The sequence below is a fragment of the Ferdinandcohnia sp. SAFN-114 genome, from assembly GCF_059415045.1.
Genome location: NZ_JBPFDQ010000023.1, coordinates 22019 through 49018 on the forward strand (window position 1 = coordinate 22019; position 27000 = coordinate 49018).

General features: G+C 34.6%; 28 protein-coding genes and 1 pseudogene. 18 read left to right on the forward strand and 11 right to left on the reverse strand.

Annotation, left to right across the window (positions count from 1 at the left end):
• Window positions 1-70 precede the first annotated feature (70 nt).
• The 4 genes from ACR65M_RS09485 (at window position 71) to ACR65M_RS09500 (ending at window position 3091) form a co-directional block, all read left to right on the forward strand.
• A complete protein-coding gene (locus ACR65M_RS09485) occupies window positions 71-316 on the forward strand; it encodes a hypothetical protein (RefSeq protein WP_440273172.1) in 246 nt (81 codons plus the stop codon).
• Window positions 317-425: 109 nt separating this feature from the next.
• A complete protein-coding gene (locus tag ACR65M_RS09490; RefSeq protein WP_440273173.1) occupies window positions 426-983 on the forward strand; it encodes a CBO0543 family protein in 558 nt (185 codons plus the stop codon).
• Window positions 984-2364: 1381 nt separating this feature from the next.
• Window positions 2365-2694 (forward strand): hypothetical protein, encoded by a 330-nt coding sequence (locus tag ACR65M_RS09495; protein WP_440273174.1) that lies wholly within the window; start codon window positions 2365-2367, stop codon window positions 2692-2694.
• 61 nt (window positions 2695-2755) lie between these two features.
• Window positions 2756-3091, forward strand: coding sequence for a hypothetical protein (locus tag ACR65M_RS09500; RefSeq protein ID WP_440273175.1), 336 nt, complete (start codon window positions 2756-2758; stop codon window positions 3089-3091).
• 224 nt (window positions 3092-3315) lie between these two features.
• Here ACR65M_RS09500 and ACR65M_RS09505 read toward each other — a convergent pair whose 3' ends face one another.
• From ACR65M_RS09505 to cotI, 4 genes and pseudogenes are all read right to left on the reverse strand, one after another.
• Window positions 3316-4080: a sulfite exporter TauE/SafE family protein gene (locus tag ACR65M_RS09505; RefSeq protein ID WP_440273176.1), complete on the reverse strand. Its 765-nt coding sequence runs from the start codon at window positions 4078-4080 to the stop codon at window positions 3316-3318.
• Window positions 4058-4723: an adenylyl-sulfate kinase gene (gene cysC, locus ACR65M_RS09510; RefSeq protein ID WP_440273211.1), complete on the reverse strand. Its 666-nt coding sequence runs from the start codon at window positions 4721-4723 to the stop codon at window positions 4058-4060. Before cysC ends, ACR65M_RS09505 begins: the two co-directional genes overlap by 23 nt.
• A gap of 567 nt (window positions 4724-5290) precedes the next feature.
• A pseudogene (locus ACR65M_RS09515) lies at window positions 5291-5515 on the reverse strand (PHP domain-containing protein); the annotation flags it as partial.
• Window positions 5516-5797: 282 nt separating this feature from the next.
• Window positions 5798-6871 carry a spore coat kinase CotI gene (cotI, locus tag ACR65M_RS09520; protein WP_440273212.1) on the reverse strand — a complete coding sequence of 358 codons (1074 nt, stop codon included), beginning with the start codon at window positions 6869-6871 and terminating at the stop codon, window positions 5798-5800.
• Window positions 6872-7105: 234 nt separating this feature from the next.
• On the opposite strand from cotI, the gene ACR65M_RS09525 reads away from it, so the two are divergent.
• The 4 genes from ACR65M_RS09525 (at window position 7106) to ACR65M_RS09540 (ending at window position 10175) form a co-directional block, all read left to right on the forward strand.
• Window positions 7106-8245 carry a glycosyltransferase family 4 protein gene (locus ACR65M_RS09525; RefSeq protein ID WP_440273177.1) on the forward strand — a complete coding sequence of 380 codons (1140 nt, stop codon included), beginning with the start codon at window positions 7106-7108 and terminating at the stop codon, window positions 8243-8245.
• A gap of 22 nt (window positions 8246-8267) precedes the next feature.
• Window positions 8268-9338 (forward strand): CotS family spore coat protein, encoded by a 1071-nt coding sequence (locus ACR65M_RS09530; protein ID WP_440273178.1) that lies wholly within the window; start codon window positions 8268-8270, stop codon window positions 9336-9338.
• Window positions 9331-9864, forward strand: coding sequence for a hypothetical protein (locus tag ACR65M_RS09535; protein WP_440273179.1), 534 nt, complete (start codon window positions 9331-9333; stop codon window positions 9862-9864). Before ACR65M_RS09530 ends, ACR65M_RS09535 begins: the two co-directional genes overlap by 8 nt.
• Window positions 9865-9959: 95 nt before the next feature.
• Complete coding sequence (locus ACR65M_RS09540) at window positions 9960-10175, forward strand: hypothetical protein (protein ID WP_440273180.1); 216 nt, start codon at window positions 9960-9962, stop codon at window positions 10173-10175.
• A gap of 106 nt (window positions 10176-10281) precedes the next feature.
• Here ACR65M_RS09540 and ACR65M_RS09545 read toward each other — a convergent pair whose 3' ends face one another.
• Genes ACR65M_RS09545 through ACR65M_RS09555 form a run of 3 tightly spaced genes read right to left on the reverse strand, consistent with a single transcriptional unit; the run spans window position 10282 to window position 13675 of the window.
• The gene (locus ACR65M_RS09545; RefSeq protein WP_440273181.1) at window positions 10282-11439 is read right to left on the reverse strand and encodes a glycosyltransferase family 4 protein; all 1158 of its coding nucleotides are present in this window, start codon (window positions 11437-11439) and stop codon (window positions 10282-10284) included.
• Window positions 11436-12392, reverse strand: a complete 957-nt coding sequence (locus ACR65M_RS09550; protein WP_440273182.1) for an NAD-dependent epimerase/dehydratase family protein — start codon at window positions 12390-12392, stop codon at window positions 11436-11438. The genes ACR65M_RS09545 and ACR65M_RS09550 overlap by 4 nt, the downstream gene beginning before the upstream one ends.
• Window positions 12389-13675: a UDP-glucose dehydrogenase family protein gene (locus ACR65M_RS09555; RefSeq protein WP_440273183.1), complete on the reverse strand. Its 1287-nt coding sequence runs from the start codon at window positions 13673-13675 to the stop codon at window positions 12389-12391. Before ACR65M_RS09555 ends, ACR65M_RS09550 begins: the two co-directional genes overlap by 4 nt.
• Window positions 13676-14003: 328 nt before the next feature.
• On the opposite strand from ACR65M_RS09555, the gene ACR65M_RS09560 reads away from it, so the two are divergent.
• From ACR65M_RS09560 to ACR65M_RS09590, 7 genes are all read left to right on the forward strand, one after another.
• Window positions 14004-14819, forward strand: a complete 816-nt coding sequence (locus ACR65M_RS09560) for a UTP--glucose-1-phosphate uridylyltransferase (RefSeq protein WP_440273184.1) — start codon at window positions 14004-14006, stop codon at window positions 14817-14819.
• Window positions 14820-14860: 41 nt separating this feature from the next.
• Complete coding sequence (locus ACR65M_RS09565) at window positions 14861-15202, forward strand: DUF1360 domain-containing protein (RefSeq protein ID WP_440273185.1); 342 nt, start codon at window positions 14861-14863, stop codon at window positions 15200-15202.
• A 19-nt stretch (window positions 15203-15221) separates the two neighbouring features.
• Window positions 15222-15971 (forward strand): sugar phosphate nucleotidyltransferase, encoded by a 750-nt coding sequence (locus ACR65M_RS09570; RefSeq protein ID WP_440273186.1) that lies wholly within the window; start codon window positions 15222-15224, stop codon window positions 15969-15971.
• Window positions 15968-16954: a dTDP-glucose 4,6-dehydratase gene (gene rfbB / locus ACR65M_RS09575; protein WP_440273187.1), complete on the forward strand. Its 987-nt coding sequence runs from the start codon at window positions 15968-15970 to the stop codon at window positions 16952-16954. Before ACR65M_RS09570 ends, rfbB begins: the two co-directional genes overlap by 4 nt.
• Entirely contained in the window at window positions 16951-17796 is an 846-nt protein-coding gene (rfbD, locus tag ACR65M_RS09580) for a dTDP-4-dehydrorhamnose reductase (protein ID WP_440273188.1), read from the forward strand. Before rfbB ends, rfbD begins: the two co-directional genes overlap by 4 nt.
• Window positions 17789-18244 carry a dTDP-4-dehydrorhamnose 3,5-epimerase family protein gene (locus ACR65M_RS09585; protein ID WP_440273189.1) on the forward strand — a complete coding sequence of 152 codons (456 nt, stop codon included), beginning with the start codon at window positions 17789-17791 and terminating at the stop codon, window positions 18242-18244. The genes rfbD and ACR65M_RS09585 overlap by 8 nt, the downstream gene beginning before the upstream one ends.
• Window positions 18245-18653: 409 nt before the next feature.
• Window positions 18654-19946: a glycosyltransferase family 2 protein gene (locus ACR65M_RS09590; protein ID WP_440273190.1), complete on the forward strand. Its 1293-nt coding sequence runs from the start codon at window positions 18654-18656 to the stop codon at window positions 19944-19946.
• Window positions 19947-20067: 121 nt separating this feature from the next.
• Here ACR65M_RS09590 and sat read toward each other — a convergent pair whose 3' ends face one another.
• The 4 genes from sat to ACR65M_RS09610 form a co-directional block, all read right to left on the reverse strand.
• Complete coding sequence (sat, locus tag ACR65M_RS09595; protein ID WP_440273191.1) at window positions 20068-21204, reverse strand: sulfate adenylyltransferase; 1137 nt, start codon at window positions 21202-21204, stop codon at window positions 20068-20070.
• 194 nt (window positions 21205-21398) lie between these two features.
• Window positions 21399-22382 carry a CgeB family protein gene (locus ACR65M_RS09600; protein ID WP_440273192.1) on the reverse strand — a complete coding sequence of 328 codons (984 nt, stop codon included), beginning with the start codon at window positions 22380-22382 and terminating at the stop codon, window positions 21399-21401.
• Between the two features lie 10 nt (window positions 22383-22392).
• Window positions 22393-23334 (reverse strand): hypothetical protein, encoded by a 942-nt coding sequence (locus tag ACR65M_RS09605; protein ID WP_440273193.1) that lies wholly within the window; start codon window positions 23332-23334, stop codon window positions 22393-22395.
• A gap of 208 nt (window positions 23335-23542) precedes the next feature.
• Complete coding sequence (locus ACR65M_RS09610; RefSeq protein WP_440273194.1) at window positions 23543-24253, reverse strand: BMQ_0737 family morphogenetic spore coat protein; 711 nt, start codon at window positions 24251-24253, stop codon at window positions 23543-23545.
• A 224-nt stretch (window positions 24254-24477) separates the two neighbouring features.
• Between ACR65M_RS09610 and ACR65M_RS09615 the strand changes: the two genes are divergently transcribed.
• The 3 genes from ACR65M_RS09615 to ACR65M_RS09625 all read left to right on the forward strand — a co-directional run bounded on the left by ACR65M_RS09615 (window position 24478) and on the right by ACR65M_RS09625 (window position 26999).
• Window positions 24478-25152, forward strand: coding sequence for a sulfotransferase family protein (locus ACR65M_RS09615; RefSeq protein ID WP_440273195.1), 675 nt, complete (start codon window positions 24478-24480; stop codon window positions 25150-25152).
• 348 nt (window positions 25153-25500) lie between these two features.
• On the forward strand, window positions 25501-26262 hold the full coding sequence (locus ACR65M_RS09620; RefSeq protein WP_440273196.1) for a sulfotransferase family 2 domain-containing protein: 762 nt from the start codon (window positions 25501-25503) through the stop codon (window positions 26260-26262).
• The gene (locus ACR65M_RS09625; protein WP_440273197.1) at window positions 26259-26999 is read left to right on the forward strand and encodes a sulfotransferase family 2 domain-containing protein; all 741 of its coding nucleotides are present in this window, start codon (window positions 26259-26261) and stop codon (window positions 26997-26999) included. Before ACR65M_RS09620 ends, ACR65M_RS09625 begins: the two co-directional genes overlap by 4 nt.
• The last annotated feature ends 1 nt before the right edge of the window (window position 27000 follow it).

Below are 27000 nucleotides of genomic sequence, written 5' to 3' on the forward strand. Positions count from 1 at the left end.
AAAAGACTTGTCTTAGGAATTGTATTCAAGATGGAGAGCTTGTATCACTTTTTTAAAGGAGATGACGAAATTGGATAATCTTTTGAATCAACTTGTACAGTCTGTTGACGAAGCCGAGCATGCCGTAATTGAGTCACAAGGAAATGGTGACAGGGAGCGATTCCAGTATGCTCAAAACTTGGTACTACAAGCAAAGGAACAATTGCGAGAAGTAGAAAATTCAGGCGTAACGGAAGAACCGGCATACATACGCGCAAAAGCGCTGCTTCGTAGGTTAGAAGAAACACAGCGTGCAATCGAAGCAACGACTAAGTAAGGAACGTCAAACTTACTTATTTTAGTAGATAAAAGTGAGTTTTAGATGAAAATAAATTTTGGCATGACGCCCATAGGTTTGATTATCTTATCAAAAAAGGAATGAGAGAATGATAATTCCGGAGGAGACTGCGAAAAAAATAGATGGTATATATATAACTTTAGCTGAAGCTGATCAAAAAGATCATGAAATTTGGCTTGAATATGTGTTTTTATCCTGGCAATGGTGGCTTTGCGTCATACTTACTATTGTTCCTTGGGTGGTATGGTGGAAATATAGAAAAAAAGAATCTACGAATCGCTTACTATATGGGGCATTTTTTATCATTGGCATTTCTATAATACTGGATTCTTTTGGGTCAGAATTAGGTTTTTGGGATTACAGATATGAACCTATTCCGTTCTTGCCATCTTTCATGCCTTGGGATTTAAGTCTTCTTCCTATACTTTTTCTTGTTCAAATCAAGCCAAATATTTCACCTATTTTAAAAGCCTTACTCTATTCCACTATTAGCACATTTATAGGAGAGCCTTTGTTCGAATGGTTAGGTTTTTATCAATCGATAAAATGGAATCCTCTTTTTTCATTTCCTTTGTATTTTTTGAAATTTTTAACAGGGTATTTCCTTGTCTCAAGGGAGAACTTTGAGGAGCTAATACACAGTTGAAGTAATTAATTTTATGTAATCCCTCTCAATTGGATTGGCCATAGGACAACTTTGTATGTTTAACTTAGAAATTATAACCGGATTTTTCAATTTGAAGGCTGATTCTGAAAGATTAATAAACTTTTCTTAATTTATATCCCTAGTCATTCAAGGCTACACAGGGTTCGTATATGACTAAAAACGAAGGACTGGAACAGAAAAAACTGATATCAAGAAGATATCAGTTAAGAAAAGTAAAGATATCACTATGGATTAGAGGCGTTTATTACAACTCTATATTTATTCGGAAGATTGATTATTTAGTACTGAAAAATAATTAAATTCCAGAACATAACAAACGATCCTAGTTAGGAATAATGGGACGTTGTCATTCAACAAGGGACAGTACTGAAAAAATGCTTATTTTCTTGAAAATCCAGATTAGGAAAATAATAAATGATACTATGTAACACAATTTGGGAGATACTTTATCCCCATCTATGGCGATCATAAATTATTTTTCAAAAAAGCATTTCTGTGTGAAAAAGTCTATAAGGCTTTTTTATTAAATAAGCTTTTTTTACATATAATGTATCTTATTGGATAGTTTAAAAGAAAAGGAGAGATAGACTTAAGGAAAAAGGATGATGAAGTTTGACAATAAAAATCCAAAAATTTGTTAATGTTGTTTTGGTTTTACTAACATGGTCGACATTACCCTTTATAGGGTTAAGTTCCATAAAAAGATTTTCCCCATCGGCACTTCTTATCGTTCTATTTGAATGTATAAATGGAATGATTGGGAAAAGACGTAAATGGTGGGTTTTTTATAATAAGCCAGAATCACATTTGTTTGGGGAATTTCCATTTTATATTGGTCCATTTTTCGTAAGTTCCCTTTGGATATTAAAATGGACATTTGGTAATTTTAAAAAGTTTTTATTACTCAATGCGATTCTAAATGCTATCTTTGCTTTTCCGATTGCAAGGTTTTCAAGGAAGATAAAATATTACACATTAGACCAGATAAATGAATTTCAATTTTTCATTTATTATTTTTATAAGGCATTTATATTGTATGGGGTTCAGTTTCTATTTGAAAAAAATTATTCCCCCAAGAAATGGTGATGCACATTTAAAAAAGACTAGGAAAAGGTTGAAATCCTAGTCTTTTTTCTTTGTTAAGTTAAATTTCTTGTAACATATTAAGCTAATTTACGTATGGTCAATAATACTTGTTAGCTTTATTGATTCTTCGGCTGATTCCTATAGACATTTTGTAATTCTACAACGATAGATTGTGGTTCTTATAAAAATCCGCAATTTAATCGGGATGTTTGTCCAAAAGTTTTTCGGAGATTTTGAATAGGATATAGTAATTCAAAAGAAAGGAGTGAGGAGAATGAATAGACCATGGTTTCCTGGCAGAGGTGGAGACAATGAAAGTGAAAGCCGTAGCCGTTCAAAAGCTGACAGCGACTCAAAAGCAAATGTAGACTTCAAGAATGACAATGAGCTACGAAATAAAACTGATGTAGAAAGTGACAATGAAAATAGATTATCTGACAAAAACATTAACAAAGCTGAAGCGAAAGTTATTGACAGCGGAAACTCAAAAGTAGATCTTGATATTAAAGTAGATTCGGATTCTAAAGCGAGAGCAAAAGCGAGAACTCGTGCGGATGCTGAATCAGATCAAGATCAAGACCAAGACCAAGATGTGGACTTCTAAGAGAAACGGGGTATATGTTTTCTATATACCCCGTTTTTTATAAAAGAAGGGGAGGGGAGTTATGAGATCTTGGCTAAATGATTTATATGTATGGGAAAGATCCGATAATGAAATTAAGAATGATAATCGTATTAAAGATTCTAACATAACAGACACCGAGGCAGTAGTAAACAAAAGTGGAAACTCGGATGTTGATGTAAATGTCTCTGTTGACATTGATACCATGCCAATCGCACTTGCAATTTTAGTACAATCCCTCGTAAAAAAAGAAATAACAGATGAAGAGTTTGAAATAGCTACAAAAAAACTGTTTAATTTATCGGAAAAATACCACGAAGCAAGAAAGAAAAAAGAATCGAAAGTAAAATATTTTAATGATAATATATGGAGAAGATGATCTATGCTTCTCTTTTACATAATTTTTAAAAAATAGGAGATACCTTTTGAGCAAAGATTTTATCATACTTGTGGAATGGGAGATTGAAAGAGCTGTAAATGGTAGGCTTCAATTACTTTGACGGAAATAATATAAATGCAAAGAAAAAGATAAAGGTGAACTTTAACCTTTATCTTTTTCTTTAAACGTAGTTGACTTCAATATGAAAAACTTAGAAAGTATGATCAGCGGAATAATAAGATGAATGAAGAGACGAGCATCATAGTGATTAATAAGATACGAATGTATAAGTCTGGTACTTTGACAGTTATCCTACTACCGATAAGTACACCAGGAATCGAACCTATTAATAGTTGAAGCAATAGTACATAATCAATAGTACCTAAAAATGAATGTGCTAGCCCTGCGACCCCCGTTATCAACACGCCATGAAGGATATCTGTACCCACTAGAGTGGAAGATTTATACGGGTATAGCCATAATAATAAAGCAATAAATAAAGTTCCACTTCCCACCGAGGTAATCGCAACTAGAAGACCTGTTAGAAACCCTATCGATATTAGTATACCAGTGTTTACTTGCTTTGAACCGTCATATATTGACTTTTTCCTTACAGCCAATTTTAGTAACATAACGATTGAAATAAGTATGAATGCAACTGAAATACTTTTAGTAATAAACAAATTTAAATCTGTTTGGTTTCCCTGTTTGATAAATAAAAGAAGTAGTAATCCTGTTAATGTTCCAGGAATGCTGCCTATGGCGACACGTAGTATTAAGTTAAAATCAATCGTCCTTTGTCGCCAATGCTGCCATGCACCAAATGACTTAGTTACAGACGCAAAAATCAGATCCGTACCAACCACAACAGCAGGGGACACACCAAACCCGAAGAGGAGGAGTGGGGTCATAATAATGCCCCCACCCATCCCTGTTGTTCCAATGATCATACCAACCACCAGTCCGCTAATCGCAATCCAAATGTCCATGGATATCCACCAGCCCTTTATTGGGTATATAATCATTATCTTGCAAGTATTGTAAAATAGTAATTGTTGCATCCCGAATTGATAGTTTATTGGTTTCAACTGTTATTTCTGGATTAACAGGGACTTCATAAGGGGAGTTTATACCTGTGAAGTTTTGTATTTCACCATCCCGCGTTTTTTTATAAAGACCTTTTGGATCTCTTCGTTCACACTCTTCAATTGGGCACTTAACATAAATTTCAATAAAATCCCCTTCATTGACAAGAGATCTTACCATAGTGCGGTCAGCATGGTATGGGGAAATACTGGCTACAATTGGAATTATGCCTGCTCCAACAAATAACTTGGACACTTCTCCAATTCGTCTAATATTTTCTGCTCGATCCTCAGCACTAAAACGTAGATCTTTATTTAAACCGTGACGGATATTATCCGCATCAAGTAAGAAGCATTGAATATCCCTGCGAAAAAGTTCTCGCTCAATCTCTACAGCAAGAGTCGATTTGCCTGCCCCGGAAAGACCAGTAAACCATAGAATGAAACTTTTATGACCGTTAAGCTGATTTCTGTCCTCCTTTGTAACTTTCGTATTTTGCCATACAATGTGGACATCTTTTGTTTTGTTTTGTTTTTCCCATGTTATTCCGAATTGTCCTATCAAATGTTCATCATTATGAAAGTCCGATCCACCTGTCATAAGTAACTGAAATTCATTTGCAAGCTGCTGATAACGGGCGTTATCATCTTTCTTTTGTTTTCGATGCCATACCTCAATTCCATCAAATTGAAATTGCATTAATTCACGTACAACCATGTCATCGCCAATCAATAATGGGTGTGCTAAGACAGCTTTACCCCCAGCTCGATGAATAAGGTCAATTCCTTCCGCAGGGGATAGAATGACCTTGTCTACTGCACATGGTTTTCCATCAGCTAAAAAGTTATCGAACACTGATTGGTAATCCGATACATAGCCTTTATTAACGATTGCCTTAGCAATATGTGGTCTTGCGATAATATTCCCTTTACTGAATTCTTTCACATCATCAATCGTTATGGGCATTTCTAATTCCGTGAATTTCTTTATGATTCTTAATGCTCTTTCTTCTCTACCTTCACGCAAATGAGATAGAATGTTAGTTAATTCAGTGTTTGCTTCGATATTGTAACCAAGAATGTCGATGCTTCGACCCTTATATTTCGTACTTATCTCCACACCTGCAATAACCTTAATCCCATAATCGAGTCCAGCTTGACGTGCTTCTGCGATTCCCTCAAGGGTATCGTGATCAGTAATAGCAATCGTTCTTAATCCAGCAATACGCGCTTTTTGTACAAGTTCACGTGGTGTATAAATCCCATCTGAGTATGTTGAGTGAATATGGAGATCAAAGAATCCTTCCTCTAACGTGTTTAGTAGGATGTTCTCTTTCATTTGTTATCATATCCTTCTAAAGGGAGCGCTTTACTTAGAATGTTTAGGGTAATAGGGTTGTGACTAGGAGGAGGGAAGAGCTGAGTCACTATAAATCACTTCCTTCTAATTTATTCTTTATTAGTAAATGCTATTAGAATCTTAATGGTGTTAGACAAGTATCCTGTTTTTCTACTAGCTAAAAACCCAAATTTAATAAGGCCATTTACTTGACTCTAGTAATTCAAAACTCCCCCATAAAAAAAGGTAAATTAGTAGTGATTGGATATCCTCGGAGTTAGGTTATAGATTATCTTTTATAAGCATGTTTAGTGCGGTGGACTTTACCGTTTCATACTGTAATGCACTTAAAAGTTCATCCGCTAATAATGGGGTTTTTCGAACATATCTTTCACGGATTACATCATAGAGTTCGTAAGGGAAAAGCATATCAATAAACATGATGTTTTTCTGTTCAGCCGTTAACGGGGAAATTGACTCATAGGCATTAATCATTGTATTGAATTGTTCTGCATTCCAATGTCCAGTAGTATCCAGTAATGGAATTATCATTTTACGTAAATCTCTAATAGGTAAATCGTATGAGACTGTATCAAGGTCAATTACCCAAATTCGATTGTCAGGGGAAAGTAGAGAATTTCCCGTTCCGTAGTCTTGGTGGCATAGGTTTGGTTCGTTTTTAATTTGATCTACCCATTCCTGGTAACCTGACTGTGAAAGCCGCTGCAATGTTTCTCTACCTTCTTTAATAAATGGATCTATTTCTTGAAGATAGGCCTGCGAGAAAGGATCGTCTGGCATCGTCTCCGCAATACGTTTCCAGGTTTCCATTTGTTGACATCGTTTGATGTAATGATTTGGCCATCGCCCCAGCTTTGTAAATATCGGTACTCCTGGTGGGGGATGATAACCGATCGAAGCCTGGTGGAATTCTGCTAGCCCTTTCATTATCATTTCTAAGTCTTCCTTCATGGTTAACTCGAATGGTCTTCCCTCGATCCAATCGTAAACAACAAATAAAAAAGGCCCACTTTTTGTATAAAGTTTTCCGTGATTATTTGGAATTATTTTTGGGACTAGCGCCCCTTTTTTTGCTAAATAATCTTGAGCATAAATTGAAAATAATGCTTTTTTTTCTGGGCGATGAATTCGTTTTAAACAAATTGTTTGTTCCGGTGTAACGACCTTCCAAACAAGAGCAAGCTGTCCACCTTGGATAATTTCAATATGATTTATGGTGAAATTCCAATATTTTAATATAGATTCTGCCAACTGAATCAGTTTTTGTTGTGCTTCAGGTGATAATACAAGTTCAGCTACTCCCTCTATAGGTGTTTCTACTAATTCTTCTTTCATGTTAGCACCTTCCTCTCCAAATCTTGTTACATATGTATGGTTAATTGCCATTTATGCGCTGGTTATAAGTCCAATATATGAAAAATAGGCATATATAATAGGGATTATGCCCTTTTTTCACTCTAGGTTAAATATCTATCACAACGATGGTCTGCTATCCGTATCATAGTTTAGGGGGAGGATTTGCCTATATAGGAAGTTCATAAAGTGTTATTAAAGGAGGTCACACACCACATGAAATTAGCAATTATTTCAACGGAAAAGCTTCCAGTTCCAGCTGTACGCGGAGGGGCAATTCAGATATATATAGATGCTGTCTCAAGAACAATTGCTCAACAACATCAAGTAACTGTTATTTCAATTACGGACAGTAGTTTGGAAGATAACGAGCAAAGGAATGGGGTGCGTTATATTCGATATGATGAGGACCAATATATTCAAAAAATTGTGCAGCATATGGAAAATGAAAATTATGATGTCGTTCATTTATGTAACCGCCCTGCATGGATTCAAAAATTAAAGGATGCTTCACCAAACACAAAATTTGTTCTAAGTGTTCATAATGAAATGTTCGATTATAACAAAATAAGTGATAACGATGGTGAGCAATGTATTGCAAGCACTTCAAAAATTGTTACAGTTAGTGATTATATTGGTCAGACAATCACCACTAGATTTCCTATCGCTAAATCAAAAACGAAAACTGTGTACTCCGGCGTAGATCTAAACGAATATCAACCAGTGTGGACTGCAGAAGGAAAGCGTGCAAGAGCTGCAATGAGGGAAAAACTTGGACTCACAAATAAAAAAGTGATTTTATTTGTAGGTAGACTAAGTAAGGTGAAGGGGCCGCATATATTATTACAGGCATTACCAAAAATTATACGAGAACATCCAGATGTTATGATGGTATTTGTTGGTTCAAAATGGTTTGGTGAAGATGAAATCAATAATTATGTAAAACATTTGTATACACTAGGAGCCTTATACCATAACAATGTGACATTTTTTAAATTTATTCGACCTATTGATATTCCTAGCTTATATTCAATGGCAGACCTTTTTGTATGCTCATCACAATGGCAAGAACCACTTGCACGGGTGCATTATGAAGCAATGGGAGCAGGATTACCGATTATAACGAGTAATCGTGGTGGAAATCCTGAGGTGGTTGAGGAAGGGAAAAATGGATATATAATATTTGACTTTGAAAATCCTGATGCTTATGCACAAATTATTAATTCGTTACTAAGCAATCCGAGTAAGAGGGAAGCGATGGGGAAATATGGGAGGAAAAAAGTAGAAAACGAATTTGGATGGAATCGGGTTGCATCCAGTTTACTTCAGGTGTATGAAGAGGTTTTAAGACAATAGAGTGAAGAAAGGGTGAGGAGCTATGGAGGAACAGAACACTCTTAAAAAAGATAACATACAGAAGGTACTTCAATTTTATCCGTTTGAGTTTGGTGAAATCACACTTATTTCAAACAGAAGTGGTCGAACAACTTGGGAGGTTGAAACAAATAATGGCCCAAAAATCTTAAAACAAGCAAACATGAAACCAGGTAGGATGTTGTTCATCGCAGGTGCACACTTACATTTACAACAAAATGGGCTAGAAATTACCCCTATTCATATGACAAAAAACGGTGCAATTTGCATTGGCACAAAAGAAAACCAATCATTTGTTTTGTATGATAAGGTCGAAGGAAATGAAATGACTTATTATAATTTAGAACAAATGGGAAAGATTATGGAGTTTACTGGTAAATTCCACACAGCATCTCAGGGTTATTTACCATCTGAAATAAGTAAAAAACGAGGGAGAGTAGGAAAGTGGCATAAATTATATAGATGGAAGCTTCAGGAACTTGAGGGGAATAAGCAAATTGCGCTTTCGAACCCAAATGATGCCTTTTCTATGATGTTTTTAGAACATGTAGATAAAATGCTCGAAAGAGGTAAGAATGCTCTACTGGCACTAGATGAACCGGAATATCAAGAATGGACAAATCAAACCATCGAACTTAGTAGTTTTACACAGCAAGATTTTACCTTAGCAAGATTTATCGAAATAAATAACCTTCCATATATGAAAGAGCTACATTCTATTACGAATGATTTACCGTCAAGGGATCTTCGAATTATTTTGAATAAAATGATGAAAAAACTTTCGGTTTGGGATGAAAAAGTTGCAGTTTACCTATTAGGTTCATATGATAAGGTCCATCCACTTACGGAAAAACAATATAAAGTGTTGTGGAATGATTTAGCTTTTCCTCACATGTTCTGTTCAATTATTCACAAATACTATTTAGGACAAAAGCTTTCGTGGTCTGATGAAAAATATATTTGGGCGCTACAAAACATTATTGCTGTTGAAAATTCTATGGATCAGTTTTTACAAGACTTTCCTACCTTTTATCGAGAGATTAAAAATATGAACGGAGGAGAAACGAATGAATAAAAAATATCTCCCTCCAGAACTGCCAACAATTACCTTATCACAATTCGTTTTTTCACCTCCTGGACCAATGGGATGGGGATTAACAGAGTACGAGAATAAAGTTAAATCTCAGGAAGAGGTAATAATTGAGAATCCTATTGATTTGGAAAATGAAGCAAATACTGTAACATCAGAATTTATGGAGTTTTCACTTGATGGTACCTTGAATGAAATTTCAAAAGGACTTGAAGGTAGCTCTACTGATTCGTTTGTTTTAAATAGCGAGAAGGATAACAGTGTAAAAGATGGAGTGGGTGCAAAGGATTTCGAAATACCAATGGAAGATATTACTGCTATAAATGGTTTAGAAGTACAAATTGATGAAACTCCAGTGGAAAAAGAGGAATTGCTAAATTCAGAGGAAAAAGAAGAAGAAAGGCTCGAAGAAATAAAAGAGCCAGAAGAAGAAAATGTTAAAAAACCTAGAGTGAAAATCATTATTAAAGAACAAATACTAAAAGGACCATGGTTACATTTCCCGCACTGAGAAAAGTATTTAAAACTTCAGCGAATAACCTATTACCTAATCAATATGTGTGCATATCCTATTGATGAAATCAAATTTACCAAGGAGGATTAATTATGGGAGAAGTTAGGAAAGCAAAGATTAAATGTGATTTTGAAAATGGATTCAGTCTCTCACCAGATATGTCCACAGAGGAAGCGCTTCAAGCTGTGTTAGATGCAGTCAGAGGAGGTACTTCTGGGAATGTTAAATTGGCAGTAGAATATATGGACAATACAGAAACTAACTTTGAAATGGAAGAAGAAGAAGAGGAAGAAGAAGAAGAAGATTAGGCCGAAGCACAGGGATAAGTAGTAAAAACAGACTCAGAAGTTTGTGTAGAACAAAGCTTTTGAGTCTGTTTTAGTTTTAATTTTCATTTTCTGTAAAGGATTGAGATCAAAGGTTTTTTATCACACTTTCCTCGTATGCATCAATATAGACTTTTTCTAATCTTTCAGCAACATGCTTGAAATCGAAATTCGTTTCAATGAAACTCCTCCCATTTTTTGCCATCCAATTTGCATAACTAGGGTTATCAATTAAATATTGTATAGCTTTCACATATGCAGAAGGATTATTGTAGTCATTAATTATTATACCAGTTTGTTGGTCCATAACAACCTCCCCATTCCCTCCTCGGTTTGTTGTAATAAGAGGAATTCCAGCTGCCATTGCTTCATAGTTGACTCGGGCAAGGGGCTCATTCCATTGGGAACTACAGACAAAAACATCTGCCATAAGAAAAATATTTGGAATCTCATCGGGGGGGATAAATTTTGTGAAAATAATATGTTCTTTTAGTGGTTCGGCTAATTTGTAAAGGTATCGTACATAATCGTTGAGTCTATTATCACTAAACCACTTTCCGCCAGTAATAACTAAAACAATATCGTTATTTTCTTTTACAAGTTTTTTTAGTGTATGAATGAGAATGTGAGGGCCTTTTGTTTTACTTAGCCTACCAACAAATAAGATTACTTTTTTGTCTCCTATCCCATACTTTTCTCTGTACTTCTGTCGAATCATACTTCCTTGTTTTGTCCAAATAGGTGGATACATTTTTAAATCAACACCTGAGTACATTACTGTTATCTTTTTTTCGGCTTCAGGAAAGCGAGCTATCAATCTATTTTTGATATATTCACTGACTGTTGTGATTTTAGTTGTCAAATTAATGGCCTTTTTTCCAAGTTCATCCGATATTTTTCGTTCTAAGAACATGTCATTGTGAAGACTTAGTACGATACGACTACTAGGTGATGCTTGTTTGTACAATTCGATATTTTTCGGACGATTAAAGACATGGATTACATCAAATGAATGATTTTTTAATTCCTCTGCAACACTATTGCGATAATTTTCTCTAGGAAAGCGAATATAATGTGTGCGATTGATCGTTTCACGAGAGTGGAGCATTTTATCTGAAATTGAAAAAATCGTTAAATCATGCTTTTCAGAAAGAAAGGGTGATACGCCGTCAATCATCATTTGAATGGCTCCCCCTTTAATTGCAGGCGCTGGAAGTTTCTCAGTGCATATAAAAGCTAATTTCACAAGTCTCCCTCCTTATATACACTTGATAAAAAGAGAAATTCCTTCTGTAATCCTTCGTATAAGGAAATCCTAGGTGAGTAAGATAAGAGATTTTTCGCTTTCTCTATATTAGCCCACGTCTGCCTTGGTTCTCCTTTAACTTTTTGTTGAAAGCTGATTTTAGCCTTCTTATTTGATATGTTTTCAAGCATAGCAATGATTTCTAGAATGGAAGCTTGTTCGTTTCCACCGATATTAATTGTTTCTCCGAGGACATTTTCTGCTTCTAAGACTGCTGTAGTACCTAGAATACAATCATCAATATACGTAAAATCTCTAGTTTGTTTCCCATCACCAAATATGGTTAACGTTTCTCCCAGAATGATTTGTTTAATAAATCGATGAAAGGCCATGTCTGGGCGCTGTCTTGGCCCGTAAACTGTAAAATATCTTAAAACAACGATTGGAAGGCCGAAATTTTTCCTGTATAAATTGCACATGGTTTCTCCAGTTAGTTTTGTTGCACCATAGGGTGATAAAGGAGTGAGTTCCATATCTTCTGCAACCTGACCAGATTTATCTCCATACACAGAGGAAGTTGAAGCAAAAACGAATTTTTTAACAGATGAGCCAATACATGCTTCTAACAACCGTTGTGTTGCTAAAATATTGTTGAAAACATAGGGCTCGAACTCACTACCCCAACTACTTCTTACACCCGGTATTGCAGCTAAATGAAAAACAACATCCACCCCTTGGAGTAAATCGGTAAGGTTTAGATCTAATAAATTTTTTTGGTGAAATGTGAATCGTGATTTGTGTTTTAATGTTTGCAGGTTAAGAGTTTTAAGATTTGTAGAGGTAGGACCAATAAGACAATCAATTCCTATTACCTCGTTTTCGGGATTTTCCAAAATTTTTTCAGTAAGATGCGATCCTATAAAACCAGCAGCTCCAGTTACAAGTATTTTCATCCTCTACCAATCCCAACATATTGAAAGCCCAATGTTTCTAGAGCTTCTTTATCTAAACAGTTCCTTCCATCGACGACTATATTACCTCGCATCAGCTCTTTTCCTTTCTTCCAATCAAATTTTATAAATTCATCCCATTCCGTAGCTAATATGACACAATCAGAATCCAAGAGAGTGGACTCAATATCTTCACTTTGTGTCAAATTTTTATGACCATCAATATGAACTTTTGCTTTAGGGTCATAGACATTGATTAAACAGTTATGAGATAGAAGTTCATCGACTATCCGTATCGATTGAGAATCCCGCGTGTCATCCGTATGGGGTTTAAAGGACAATCCCAGAACTGCTACTTTTTTTGAGGAGAGAGTAGGTAGGATGGTTTTTAGTTTTGAAAGATAAAATAAAACTTGTGTGTGATTAATTTTTTGTATGGCATCTAAGAGTGGTGTATCTATATTTTTCGTTTTTGCAGTATAGGTTAGAGAACGGACGTCCTTTGGAAAACAAGACCCACCATAGCCAAGTCCTGCCTTAAGGAATAAATTCCCAATTCTAGGATCTTTACCAATTCCGTTAGCAACATCAGTTACATCAATTTGAAATGACTCACAAATTCTTGCAATCTCATTTATAAAAGATATTTTCATAGCTAAAAATGAATTTGAAGCATATTTAATCATTTCAGCCCCTGCAAGGGATGTAACTATAAAAGGGGCGTCTAATCCTTTGTAGATTTCCTTCATTATTTTCTCAGAATAAATATCATGAACGGCAATTCCAAGAACCGTTTTATTTGGGTGGAGCATATCCCATATGGCAGAACCTTCCCGAAGAAATTCAGGATTCATCACAACATTAAATAAAGTTGGTTCCACATTCTTGCTAAGAATGTCAATTATATTTTGACTTGTTCCGGGTGGTACAGTACTTTTTATAACGATCGTTTTATAAGAGTCAATAGATAAAGAAATTTCCCTTATCACAGAGTAAATATGTGATAAATCTGTTGCTCCATTTGAGAAAGAGGGAGTGCCAACAGCAATAAAAATGACTGATGAACTATGGATTGCATCTCTTATATTTGTACTAAATGAAAGCTGTTTTGAGTTCTTCCTTATTAATTCGATTAATCCTGGCTCATAAATGGGACTCTTACCTTCTTTAAGATGATCTATTTTCTTTTTGTTATTATCGACACAAATTACGTTATGACCTAAATCGGCTAATACTGCAGAAGTTGTTAGACCTACATATCCAGCACCAATCGTACAAATCTTCATAGCCGTTCTCCTTTCATACATCATGCTTGAATATTGTATTATGAAATGCCTAGATAATGTATTTTGTCCCATAGCCCATTTTTTTAAGACGATAGATTTTCAGCATACTTTTAACACAATGGTTATATTTTTTTAGATAAGGGCTTTAGCAATTGTTAAACATTTAAAACCACTCTTCTTTATTTAAATAAGCCCTTTTTATAAACAATTTTGGCAAAAACGAATAATTTGAATAGGTATAATACCAGATGATTTATTATAAAGAAAATTTTGTGTTCAAATAGAAATGTATGTTCTCTTTTCTGAACAAAGATTGGGGGGGAGGGTAATGGTTAAAAAAGCCATTATTCCAGCAGCAGGATACGGTACAAGAAGTCTACCAATTACAAAGGTGATACCAAAGGAAATGTTTCCGATAGATTCAAAGCCAGCTATTCACTACGTTGTGGAGGAAGCCGCTTTATCCGGAATTGAACAAATTTTATTGATCGTTTCTAGGTCCAAAAGCTTAATCGTTGACTATTTTGACCACTCATTAGAATTGGAGGCATTCTTAGAAAAGGAACAAAAAATACACTTGATGAAGGAAATAAAAATACCTGACATCCAAATTTTTTATACACGACAACATTATGCAAGAGGTTTGGGGGATGCAATTCGATTGGGAAAATCTTTTGTTGGGGAGGATCCTTTCGCAGTACTGTTACCAGACGATATCATAATATCGCAAAAATCACCTGCACTAAACCAGCTCATCGATGTGTTTGATAAAACACAGAAAAGTGTAATTGGTTTAAATCAGGTTCCAGTAGATAAACTTTCCAATTATGGTGTTGTAAAGGCTAATATAACAGTTGATAATCACATTGAAATTTTGGATTTAGTCGAAAAACCCAAGCAAGATCCGCCTTCTAATTTAGCTATTATCGGAAGATATGTATTTCGTCCAGCCATTTTTAATCATCTAGAAGAATTAAATATAGGAGTAGGTGGTGAATATCAATTAACAGATGCGATCAAGTCATTGTTAGAAGAAGAAAACGTGAAAGGGAAAATTATTAATGGCACAAGATATGATATAGGAAAAGTGGATGAATATTTTAAATTACTTAATTATATTCACAATAATAGGAAAGAAAAGTAATAGATTACTTGAAACTAGATTTTGTAAAGAGGTGTTTTCAGTTGGAACTTTCATGGCTTTTGTTTGTATTACTTTCTTTGGCAACATACAGATTAACTAGACTAATTGTGTATGACAAAATAACTTGGTTCTTTAGAAAAATGTTCCATGAAATTGTTGAGGAAGAAGTGGACGGTGTTCCAACCCAGTACTTGAAAATCAAAGGTAGGGGTTTTCGAAAGTGGATAGGTGAGCTATTAAGTTGTTATTGGTGTACTGGAATATGGTGTTCGATTTTTTTGTTTGTTGGGTTTTATCTATTTCAAGCTATATTTTTTCCTATTATTGTAGTTTTAGCAATCGCTTCTGCACAAGGAATAATTGAAACGATACTGGAAAAGTAAATGAAGGGTGTGAAAGGAATTGAAGGGAATTATTTTGGCAGGAGGGAGAGGTACAAGGCTTGATCCATTTACACGTTATATCAACAAGCATTTACTACCCGTAGGACCATTTCCTATGATATATTGGCCAATCTATAGATTATCCCAGGCAGGAATCACAGATATTCTTTTAATTACAAATAAAGATGAACTCTCTTTCTTTATTGCATTGCTTGGCGGTGGAGAAGAGCTTGGAGTCAATCTTACTTATCAAATTCAGGAGTCGGCAAAAGGAATTGCTGATGGGGTTTCACTTGCTAAGGATTTCGTTAAGAACGATAAGTTTATTGTTATGCTAGGAGACAATATTTTTGAAGATAATATTAAACCTTTTGTTAAGGAATTTGAACTTCAAGACTCTGGTGGAAAAGTGCTTTTAAAGCAAGTGAATGATCCGCACAGATACGGAATTCCATCCATAAATTTCGAAAAACAGAGGATTGAATCAATTACTGAAAAACCTGAAAACCCTGAATCAAATTATTGTGTAACCGGAATCTATTTTTATGATTCAAAGGTATTTTCAATTATTAATGAAATCAATCCTTCAATTAGAGGAGAATTAGAAATTACCGATGTCAACAATGAATATATTGAAAAGAGTAAGCTAAGTTTTAACATGTTAGAAGGTTGGTGGATAGATGCGGGGACACATGATTCTTTATTTCAAGCAAACTCATATGTTTTTAACAACCTTGAAAAATTTTTGCCTGGAGGTTCAACTATATGACTAAGCATCTACTTGTAACTGGTGGTGCAGGATTTATTGGAGCCAATTTTATTAGGTACCTGCTAGAGAATACCTCATATTTAATCACCAATATTGATGCACTTACCTATGCGAGTAACCCGCTAACAATGGAGCAATGGAACAATGCCAAAAATTTTCGATTTATACGAACAGACATCACAGACCGTAAACAAGTTAAAGATGTATTTAATACTAAGTATGATATTATAATTCATTTTGCCGCTGAAACACATGTAGATAGAAGTATTAAAAATGCAAATCCATTTGTTCATACGAATATAATTGGAACGTATCACTTGCTTGAGGCAATAATGGAGGGAAGGGCAGGAAAGATGATTCATATCTCAACTGATGAAGTATATGGTTCTCTTAAGCCCACCGAACCTCCATTTACGGAAAAATCACCACTATCTCCAAATAATCCTTATTCGGCAAGTAAAGCCAGTAGTGATTTACTTGTATACTCTTACTACAAAACATATAAGCTTCCGGTTATAATCACTAGATGTTCTAATAACTTTGGGCCTTATCAGCATCCTGAAAAATTCATTCCGAAAACAATTGCTTTAGCATTAGCGAATCGTCCTATCCCCATTTATGGTGACGGAAAGCAAATACGCGACTGGTTGTTTGTAGAAGATCATTGCCGCGGAATTCATGCTTCCATTGAAAATGGAAATGACGGGGAAATCTACAATTTTGGTGGATTAAATGAAGCGAAAAATATAGAAGTAGCAGAAAAAATACTTGAAATGATAGGGAAAGACAAAAGCTTATTGACTTTTGTGGAAGATCGGAAGGGTCATGATAGAAGATACAGTATGAATTGGCAAAAAGCAAGTCGTGAATTAAATTGGAAACCAATTGTAGAGTTTGAAGATGGACTTGAACGGACAATCAATTGGTATCTAAAAAACCAGAAATGGCTTTCTTATTTTGAACAATCGAGTGGTGTACAATGAAAATTATGATAACTGGTGCAAATGGACAGCTAGGGCAAGAATTTATAAGATTAGTGGGAAAGAAACATGCCCTTTACCCATATTCACGACAAGAATTAGATATAACAAGCAAACATATGGTTTATCAAATAGTAAAAAAAACTAAGCCAGATATCATCCTTCATTGTGCCGCTTTTACAAAGGTTGATCAATGCGAAGACGAAATTGTGAAAGCAATTGAAGTGAACAGTGTCGGTACTTTTAATGTGGCAAAAGTTGCGCGTGAAATTAGTGCAGATCTTGTCTATTTTAGTTCCGATTATGTATTTGATGGTAAAAAGCAGACACCTTATACCGAGGAAGATAATCCAAATCCATTAAGTATTTACGGAAAAACAAAATTTTTTGGAGAAGAATTCGTAAAAGCAGTCCATCCTAAAAGCTATATAATCCGTACTTCCTGGGTATATGGACAAAATGGTAGCAATTTTGTAAATACAATGCTGTCTCTTGCTGAACAGGGAAAAACGGTAAAGGTTGTAAATGATCAGGTGGGTTCACCAACTTGCACATATGACTTAGCTGAAAAGGTTTTACAGTTACTTGGAAAGTCTTATGGTATTTATCACATAGCAAATCAGGGGAAATGCAGTTGGTATGAATTTGCAAGAGAAATTTTTAAGGTGGCGGGATATGACCCAGAAAAAGTTATTCCCATAAGTTCAAAAGAATACGGTGCTAGTGCAATTAGACCCTCATTTTCTGTCTTGGGGCAGGGGGCTCTCGATAGAGAAGGACTTGAAAAGACGAAAAACTGGAAAGTAGCGTTGTCCGAATTCTTAAGGAGGCGTAACAATGATTGAAGGCGTAAGAATAAAGAAATTAATAAAACATGTAGATGACAGAGGCTATTTTACAGAATTACTTCGTGATGACGAAGGGTTGTTAACTAAGTTTGGTCAAGCATCAATGTCGATGAGCTATCCAGGTGTAATAAAAGCCTTCCATTATCATATGAAACAAGATGATTTATGGTTTTTTCCAAATGGAAATGCTCAGGTTGTCTTACATGATCTTAGGGAAGGTTCCCCAACAAAAGGTAAGACGGATGTTTACTATTTAGGAGAGGAAAATCCAATCCTGTTAGTAATACCGAAAATGGTTGCACATGGTTACAGAGTATTAGGAAATAAACCAGCTACCATTATATATTTTACAACAGAATCCTATCAACCTAACAACCCTGACGAATATAGAATCCCATATAACGATCCTACAATCGGTTTCGATTGGAGCACAAAAAACAGATAGAAAGTGTGCTTAATGGAAAGCATGAGTAATACTTTTCACAAGGGAACTATGAATTCCTAAAAATGGTCCCGTTTACGGAATCCTTCTAAGTAAAACATATATTTTCACAAACTTGTACATTTGTCTATTACCATTTTTCCTTAGCTGAATATAGTATGTTAGTTATATTTAGAAGGAGGGATGGATTTGAAAGAAAAGGAAGCAAAGAAGTCAAAAAAGCAAAAACGCAATAAAAGAAAAAATAAAAGGCAAAAAAAGAACAAGGTAGTAGAATAGTAGACAATACAAAGACTAAAGGGTAGTACCTTTAGTCTTTTGTCTTACTGGATTAAATGATGTAACAATATTGAGTTGGGTTCCATAGATTAATTATACGGAATAATAATCTTAAATAAGCAGGTGTGTAAATGTGAATCCAAAAGTAACAGTTATCTTAACAAGCTACAATAAGCCTACTACTGTTGGTATGGCAGTTGAAAGCGTCATTAATCAGACACTGCCTGATTGGGAATTATTTATTATGGATGATGCGTCCAATGCTGAAACAAGGAGTATCCTTCAAAAATATCTACAAGACAAGAGAATCACTTATATAAACAGTGAAATAAAAAATGAAGACCGCTACAAAACTACGAGGTATGCAACCCTAATAAATGAAGCAATTTCTAAATCGACTGGCAAGTATTTAACCTATTTAACAGATGATAATTTATATGAAAGAACCCGCTTAGAAAAAATGTCAAATTATCTTGATAAGTATCCCAATCGTGATATTGTGTATTCGAAGCAAAAAGTTAGATTTATTGATTCAAATGGAAAATGTACATCAGAGATGATTCGAAATACTAAGGGGGTTTTATCAAAACCTCAAAACCTTGTAGATCATTGTTCTGTCATGCACACAAGGAATAGTTTAAAAAAGGTTCAAAAAAGATACGGAAGCTATTGGGATGATGACCCAATTAACTGGCATAACGCAGACGCAGCCTTTTGGGGTAGATTGGCATCTATTGGACCGTTTTATCCCTTGGATGAGGTGTTGGATATTTGTATGAAAAGTCCAACATCTTTTCAACAGTTAAATGCATTTTTGCCGAAAACAATTCCCAATGGAACTCTTATAAAAGGACTCTCTGGAAAGGTTTATTTAGTAGATGACCAGAAAAGAAGAGAAATCGATTCTAATATGTTTTCTATCCTTCGTTATAAACAGAACAAGATTGTTCAGGTGCCAGACCCAGTTCTTTTTAGATTTCCAGAAAGTGAACCGATTGATAAAGCGGTTTTCCATGACTCAGGGAAGTTTCCCAATGGAAGATTGGTTAAAGAAAAAAACATGCCCCCAATTTATTATATTGAATCGAACAAGAAAAGACATATTGTAAATCAAAAGGTATTTAAAAAATTAAACTTTCATGTAGGGGATATCATTGAAGTATCAAGGGAATTTTTAGATGGTTTCCAAGTGGGTACCCCCTTAACTGCAACATTTACTGGGGATAAACAACTCCCAGAGGGTTTTCCTTTTAAGTATGGACAGAAGCTTTTCGTCAGTCATGATGGTCTACTTCATTCCCTTCATCCAAAGGTTGCTGCAAAGCTAAATTTCACGGCAAAACAATTCACAGCACTAAATCATCAAGAATACAAGTTATTTAAAAAAGGAAATTCATTCGAATGGAAAGTTAAGCATTGGAAATAAAAATGGATGAAAATGTATAACATCTTTTCAAGCTTTGCCATTACTTTACTATTCCTTTGCATATAGAATTAAACAATTATAAAACAAGGATAATCGAGAAGAGCAATATTGCCTTCTCCGATTATCCTTTTTGCATACCCTTTATTAAAATATCAATTACTTCTGGTCTACTAAATTCAACTGGTGGGATTTCACCATTACGAAGCATGTTTCTAACTTTTGTACCTGAAAGTAGTAGATGATCTTGCTGGTTATGTGGGCAAGTTTTAGTAGACGCCATACTCTGGCATCTTTTACAATAAAAGCTATGTTCAAAAAAGATAGGGGTAATTCCTATTTCTTCTGATGAGAACAAGGTGAATATTTTTTGCGAATCATAAGTTCCATAGAAATTACCAACACCTGCATGGTCCCTGCCAACAACAAAGTGAGTACAGCCATAATTTTTTCGTACAATTGCATGGAAGATGGCTTCCCTTGGCCCAGCATATCTCATTGCTGCTGGGAATACAGCTAATACTACGCGGTTTAAGGGATAATACTTCTGTAAAAGTACTTTGTAACTTTCCATTCGAATATCAGCGGGAATATCATCGGCTTTTGTTTCACCTACAAGTGGATGCAAGAAAAGTCCATCCACTGTTTCTAGTGCACATTTTTGAATATATTCATGAGCACGATGAATGGGGTTTCTTGTTTGAAAACCAACTACCCTCTTCCAACCTAATCGTTGAAAAATATGTCTAGATTCTTGAGGGCTTAGTAGGTATTCATTAAATTGGCTTTTTGGTGGTGGATTTACGAGAGTTATAGGCCCACTAACATAAACATCTGGTCTTTTCATCAACCTTCTTACCCCAGGATGGTCTGCGCTCGTGGATCCGAAAACAAGTTTTGCCTCTTTTGATTTATCAGGTTTAAATTTCTCAGTTAGTTCTATGATACCAAAAGTTTCACCATTATACGTAAGCCTAATAACGTCCCCAATGGAAAGGCATTGGGCCTTGGATTCAGTAATTGCAAGGGTAATTGGTAGACTCCAAACAGTTCCGTCTACTAGTCTCATATTTTCAAGGACAGAATAATAATCCTTGCTCCCTAAGAAACCTGTTAATGGACTGTAAGCACCATTCGCTAATAATTCTAAATCGGAAAACTCAGGTTTTGCTAATTTTATTTCTTTCTTTAAAGTTGAATAATCATAATCTAGTTGAATCCGATTAACTAATTTCCCACCGTGTGGGAGGATCGTATACATTTCATTCACTCCTCTAGTAGATAAAGTTCTAAGATATCCTCAATATACTTAATATACTATGAAAGTAAGGATATGCTTGTTCTCAAAATCCGCACTAGTGTATGCCTCTTTCGTGAGAAGAGTTTTCCAATAACGGCGGTTTGCCAATATAATAATTGGCTGAAAAAGTATTCCAAAACCAAAAAAAAACAAAGCTACAAATGCTTTGTTTTTCCTGAATCTATACATGAAATAATTGTTTTTAAACGATTTTCAAAAGTATGGTTTTCAGTGGTCTTTTTATAAGCCTTCATGGAGTAGGTTGCTGTTTCATCTTTATTTTTGATATAAGTGTATATTTTATTGATCAGATCACCCTCATCTGAGAAGGAAACAATTTCATCTTCTGAAAAATATTCATATAAATCATCTGCGTTTTGCATAAGTTGAAATGCATCGCACGCACTTATGTCAAATATTCTGTTATTAACACTCTTATTTTTTATTCCGGTATGATTTTCATTTTTATCTTCATCAAAAGGTCGCAGAGTATTAATATTTATATACGCTCCGTTATAAAAAGTGGAGACTATTTTGGGTTCGAACCATCCATTATAAATGGTTAATCTTCTGTTTTTTAAAATATGTGGATCAAATACGTCTTTCCATCTCCCAACAACAGTAACATTATAGGGAGTTTCCGTTAAAATTCGTTTAATGATTTGAATTCTATTTTTGTAAGGAAATCCTACCATACATATTTGAGTTTTATGCTTTTCATTTACCTGCATGGGTTTAAAAGTCTGGGTGTCCGTTCCAAGGGGGAGATGATAGGTTTTTTGAAAACCTAACTTTTTATAATACATCTTCGCTGCTTTGTCAATTGTAAATACATAGTGATAGTCTTTGATTAGATGTTGGCTACGATCAATATAATATGGATCCTCTGTTAACCACACCGCACGTTCTATATTTGTGTTCTTTAAGTATATGATTTTACCCTTCGATAATTTATCTCCATTTACTGTTAAAACAAGTGTAGGTCTAAAGGATTGAATAATCCCCTGTAATTTCGCCAGAGTATCAAATGGGTGAAATGTTTTGACAGGAATAGAAAGATTCTGAAAATAAGTAACTATACATCGGTCAATATACGAATAGATTCTTTTATGTCCTGAAGTTATATACAAAATCCTCATATTGATACCTCTAATACGTGACAATCATTTTATTTAAAGTTGGGACCCCTTTTTGAAGCTCTTCTGTGTAAATGAATCCTTCAATTATTTCAGACGTATTTACGGAATTGGTTTCTTCTTTTACAGAAAATGTAATATCGAAATTTTGAAAAGTAATTTCTTCTCCTGGGCCAATTTCGGTGCAATCGGGTCTAATCCAATATTCGCCATCATTTTTTATCTTTTCTTTCCAATTCGGGATAGCATACTCCCAAATCGTTTGTGATGGAACATCAACGAGATACCCTTCTAATTGATTATCTCTTGACGGGATTTTGATTTTTCCACCTAGTTTTCCGTAAGGGGAACTATGAAATTTAATACAGATGATCGGCCTATGCAGAGTCGTGTTACCAGTATTTTTGATAAGTAAGTTTCCAATAAGTAAAATTTGTTGTTCATCATCATCTTTCGTTAGGATAAGTGAATAATTAAATATGGAAGAAACATCAATAATGTCGTTTCTTTTTTCTAGATTATCTAAGTCTTGATCTTGGGAATGGTTAAACTGACTTTTAAGGGATTCTATAAGCTGTTCATATTTTATAATTTGATTATTATAGGTTTCTTCTTTTTTTGTATATGATTGAAGCTGGCTTTCCTTTATTTTTAATCTGTTTGAATGGTTTTCTAGTTCGTCTTTGTAAGTTTGTATCGATTTTTTATATTCCTCGATTTGCTCCTTGAGCTTTGTTACTTCCTTTTTATATTCTTCTTCAAGAAGGGGATTGTGGGATTGCTTGGAGTGAAAAAGCTGTTTTAAATAGTGAACCTTTTCCTTTTGATTTTCTAGTTCCTGATTAGTTAAAGCTAAAAGCCGTTCTAAACGAGTTTTTTCAGATTTATAATGAATAACTTTTTGTTGGAGTTGGATAATGGAGTCCTTGTTAATTTTCTTTTCTGTTTTAGACATCGCTTACTCATCCTCCTAATAAATAGTGCAAGTGTTAATATATGTTTAAAAAGTCAGTAGTTCTTGATTTTCGAGCATCATATATAAATATATGTATGTGTAAAAGTCTTCATAAATGATTAGAAGTATTATGATAAATGAATTATAAAATGCAGGACTAAAACATAAAAAAAAGAGGGCATAGGGCCCTCTTCTACAAAATCTTCTGTTATCGTCCAGGGAATATTTCTGGGCATTGAGGTGGAAAAGTATTAACTGGACAAACACCTGCGACAAGTTCCTCACGAGGTTGGCAGAAACGTCCTTCAACTTCAATTTTAACAGTAGCTTCCATTTGTACATCTAAACAAATGGTAATGGAGACATCAAGTTGCTGAAAATCCCCATCCGTACAAATTAGGTTGGCATCACATTCAAAGAATGAAAGATGTGCGTTTACTGTTGTTCCTCTTGGAGCACATAAGAAGAATGTTTGTGCGGTTGCGAATGGAATTGGATCTGATGTACAAGTGATATTACCTTGTAAATCACTAACCTCAACTACAACAAATCCCTTTACAAGTACCTTTACCTTTTGAAGTGTAACTGTATCTCCAGTAGGGAGAGTAGCTGTGATTTCATGTCTTCCCTCTGGCTGCATAATTTCAGTAATGAATAAAGAGCCTTCTCTTAAAGGATCAACAGGATTTCCTAGCGCATCCGTAACATAGCAATTAACAGTAAGTGCTGTATCACCAAGAACTTGACATGGATCGTCTGGCGCACCAGTTACTCCCTCACAGTCAAATCCGAGATCTTGCAAACCATTGGTACCATTAAAAGCAAGTAATGGTATGTCTACTTGACGATTAACCCAATCATAAACTTTTGGAACTCGAATACAGAGTCTCTCTGTTTCTATCCGATTTGAATGACCCATCATGTAACCTCCTATATAAATATTGTCCTTTGTTTTAGGTATCGGACTAATGTATCCTATGTTTTAAATGGGTAAATGTGCTGTGATAAACGCGGATTTTTTTGAAATTTACACCCTAAAGTAGGCATTCATTTGTAAAAACGTTATTAGCAATGTGCAGGTGTACAAACCTTTAATATGCTTTGCGCATAGCATAGTTTATATAATTATTAAATTGAAGGAAGGTGAAAATTCTAATAAAAAATAGACTGTTTGTCATCCTCTGCCTGCACCGATCGGGTTCTAGTGCGACTGCTGGTGTTTTAAATTATCTTGGCATTCATATGGGGGACCATTTATTAGGTGAGAACAGTAGTAACCCAAAGGGTCATTTTGAGAATATAGAATTTATCAAATTAAATGAAGAACTATTAAAGGAATATGGAGGGTCATGGAAAAAACCTCCCAATATATCCAAGTTAAATTTTTCAGAAGACCAAAGAAAAAGAAATAGAATAAACGAATTTATAAAAAAAAATCAAAGACCAATTTGGGGACTCAAGGATCCTCGGTTTATGCTTACTTTTCCTTTATGGAAAGAGCAATTAGAACAGTTTGCTAAAGTAACTTATATTTTCCTCCACCGTCCATTTCTTGAGTCGGTGTATTCGCTTTCCCATCGAGATAGAATATCCAAAAGAAAATCAGAAAAAATATTAAAGCCCTACCTTCGAAATAAGAATACATTTAGAAAACAACTTGAAAAAGAAAAAGCAGATCTAATTGATGTGACATTTTTAGAATTATTATCGCAGCCTGAAGAATTTGTTTCTAAAATCAATAGGCGGTTAGGGCTGAAAGAAAATGCAAACTTAGAAAAAGTTCGATGTTTTATAGATAAACGTCTGAAAAAATTTTAAAAATCCTATTTAATAGGAAAAAAACTCGTATTGAATCTCGGTAAAGAAACCTTTTAAATAAAATAGAATTGACAAAGGAATACCATTTCTATGTTGTAGTGTTATCAGTAACAATACAAGAGAATATGGTGTTCTTTATTTTTGTTTGGGTATTTAACAATATTATGAATAGGTACAGACTTTTTTTGTTTATTGACTGGGTGCGAGAGGTGAGTGAAAGTAGGTTTCAATGATGAGGGTCTGTTATGCTTACTGTGCTTATTATAAAATAGTCATTCTCTCTAGAACGGATAATAGAGTACTTAAATAACATAGTTGTGTAAGGTAGTTTTCAAAGGAGGTAACATGATGAATGTAGGTAAGCAGCATTCCTTAATCATATTCATGCATATTCCAAAGACAGGTGGACTTACACTTCGAAATATTATTGATCAACAATATTCCAAAGATGCAATTTTAAAATTTTCAAGAGATGGCTGTAAACGAATCCCGACTAACAGGGTGGACTTTACAAAAATAAGGTGTTTGTATGGGCATAATAGGTTTGGTATTCATGAGCAGATACCGATTTCCACAACTTATATCACCATGTTACGAGACCCGATAAACCGCGTAATTTCAACATATTATTTTATATTAGCTCGTCCACAAAATCGGTTACACCAAAAGGTCAAAAATATGACTTTAGAAGAGTTTATTACAAGTGAAGATAAGGATATTATTATTCCAGTTTCGAACCACCAAACAAGATATTTATCAGGCACAAAAAATCCTAATATCGAAAAGGCTTTAAAAAATATGGAGGAATCCTTTAAGATGGTTGGGATAACAGAAATGTACAATGAATCAGTTTTTCTTATGAAACAAGAATTAGGTTGGGGAAATATTGATTATCAAAAGAGAAATGTTTCCAAAAATCGACCAAAGCATGAAGCGATTCCAGAAAGCGTAATTAGATTGATCAAAGAAAGGAATAAGCTCGATTATATCCTTTATGATACGGCTAAAGAAAACCTTATAAAAGGAATAAATCAATTAGAAGAAACATTAAAAAAGCAATTGTCTAAGTATGTTGAAAGGCATTCTGAAATGGGGAAGGAAAGAGAATGAAATCGAATGACCTCCTAATCCATCTTCATATGCCAAAAACGGGTGGGACAACGTTAAAAAAAATCCTTAAAAAAAACTATCCAAAGGATAAATCCTTCGATGTATATGAAACACAATCGGAACTTGATTCGATACTAAAAGCTGTTGCAAGTAAAAAACCAGTTCTAATTCAAGGTCATTTACCATTTGGTATTCATTCCTATTTTTCTAGTAACTGTACTTATATTACTCTTTTACGTGACCCTGTCAATCGAGTCATTTCAGAATACTATTTTATCAGAAGCATTCCGTGGCATGAACAGTACCATATGGTTAAAAATCTAACTTTGGAGGAATTTCAACAACTTCCCCAAAAACAAAATATTCAAACCCACCTCATTTTAGGGAACCATAGAAAAGGCCCCATACAGAATAAGGAAATAGAAATAGCAAAAGAAATACTTAAAAATCATTTTGCAGTTGTAGGTATCACAGAAATGTTTAATGAGTCTTTATTTTTAATGGCAAAAAAATTTGGGTGGAAAAATACGCACTACAAAAAAGCAAATATCACTAAGAACAAGCCTTCAATCGAACAAATCGCATTCACAACAATTGAAGCAATCAGAGAAAATAATCAGATGGACATAGAAATTTATGAATATGGTAAACAACTACTTTTCGATGAGATACAGGCTTTATCGATATTGGAAAAAAAACAAATGAAGCTATTAGGGAAAAATAACCCGGCTATGTAGG

Excerpts from the sequence above, each read along its gene's own strand:
- ACR65M_RS09490 (WP_440273173.1), top strand. The coding sequence starts at position 426 with ATGATAATTCCGGAGGAGACTGCGAAAAAAATAGATGGTATATATATA.
- ACR65M_RS09495 (WP_440273174.1), top strand. The coding sequence starts at position 2,365 with ATGAATAGACCATGGTTTCCTGGCAGAGGTGGAGACAATGAAAGTGAA.
- ACR65M_RS09500 (WP_440273175.1), top strand. The coding sequence starts at position 2,756 with ATGAGATCTTGGCTAAATGATTTATATGTATGGGAAAGATCCGATAAT.
- ACR65M_RS09505 (WP_440273176.1), bottom strand. The coding sequence starts at position 4,080 with ATGGACATTTGGATTGCGATTAGCGGACTGGTGGTTGGTATGATCATT.
- cotI (WP_440273212.1), bottom strand. The coding sequence starts at position 6,871 with ATGAAAGAAGAATTAGTAGAAACACCTATAGAGGGAGTAGCTGAACTT.
- ACR65M_RS09525 (WP_440273177.1), top strand. The coding sequence starts at position 7,106 with ATGAAATTAGCAATTATTTCAACGGAAAAGCTTCCAGTTCCAGCTGTA.
- ACR65M_RS09530 (WP_440273178.1), top strand. The coding sequence starts at position 8,268 with ATGGAGGAACAGAACACTCTTAAAAAAGATAACATACAGAAGGTACTT.
- ACR65M_RS09535 (WP_440273179.1), top strand. The coding sequence starts at position 9,331 with ATGAATAAAAAATATCTCCCTCCAGAACTGCCAACAATTACCTTATCA.
- ACR65M_RS09540 (WP_440273180.1), top strand. The coding sequence starts at position 9,960 with ATGGGAGAAGTTAGGAAAGCAAAGATTAAATGTGATTTTGAAAATGGA.
- ACR65M_RS09550 (WP_440273182.1), bottom strand. The coding sequence starts at position 12,392 with ATGAAAATACTTGTAACTGGAGCTGCTGGTTTTATAGGATCGCATCTT.
- ACR65M_RS09555 (WP_440273183.1), bottom strand. The coding sequence starts at position 13,675 with ATGAAGATTTGTACGATTGGTGCTGGATATGTAGGTCTAACAACTTCT.
- ACR65M_RS09560 (WP_440273184.1), top strand. The coding sequence starts at position 14,004 with ATGGTTAAAAAAGCCATTATTCCAGCAGCAGGATACGGTACAAGAAGT.
- rfbB (WP_440273187.1), top strand. The coding sequence starts at position 15,968 with ATGACTAAGCATCTACTTGTAACTGGTGGTGCAGGATTTATTGGAGCC.
- rfbD (WP_440273188.1), top strand. The coding sequence starts at position 16,951 with ATGAAAATTATGATAACTGGTGCAAATGGACAGCTAGGGCAAGAATTT.
- ACR65M_RS09585 (WP_440273189.1), top strand. The coding sequence starts at position 17,789 with ATGATTGAAGGCGTAAGAATAAAGAAATTAATAAAACATGTAGATGAC.
- sat (WP_440273191.1), bottom strand. The coding sequence starts at position 21,204 with ATGTATACGATCCTCCCACACGGTGGGAAATTAGTTAATCGGATTCAA.
- ACR65M_RS09600 (WP_440273192.1), bottom strand. The coding sequence starts at position 22,382 with ATGAGGATTTTGTATATAACTTCAGGACATAAAAGAATCTATTCGTAT.
- ACR65M_RS09605 (WP_440273193.1), bottom strand. The coding sequence starts at position 23,334 with ATGTCTAAAACAGAAAAGAAAATTAACAAGGACTCCATTATCCAACTC.
- ACR65M_RS09610 (WP_440273194.1), bottom strand. The coding sequence starts at position 24,253 with ATGGGTCATTCAAATCGGATAGAAACAGAGAGACTCTGTATTCGAGTT.
- ACR65M_RS09620 (WP_440273196.1), top strand. The coding sequence starts at position 25,501 with ATGAATGTAGGTAAGCAGCATTCCTTAATCATATTCATGCATATTCCA.
- ACR65M_RS09625 (WP_440273197.1), top strand. The coding sequence starts at position 26,259 with ATGAAATCGAATGACCTCCTAATCCATCTTCATATGCCAAAAACGGGT.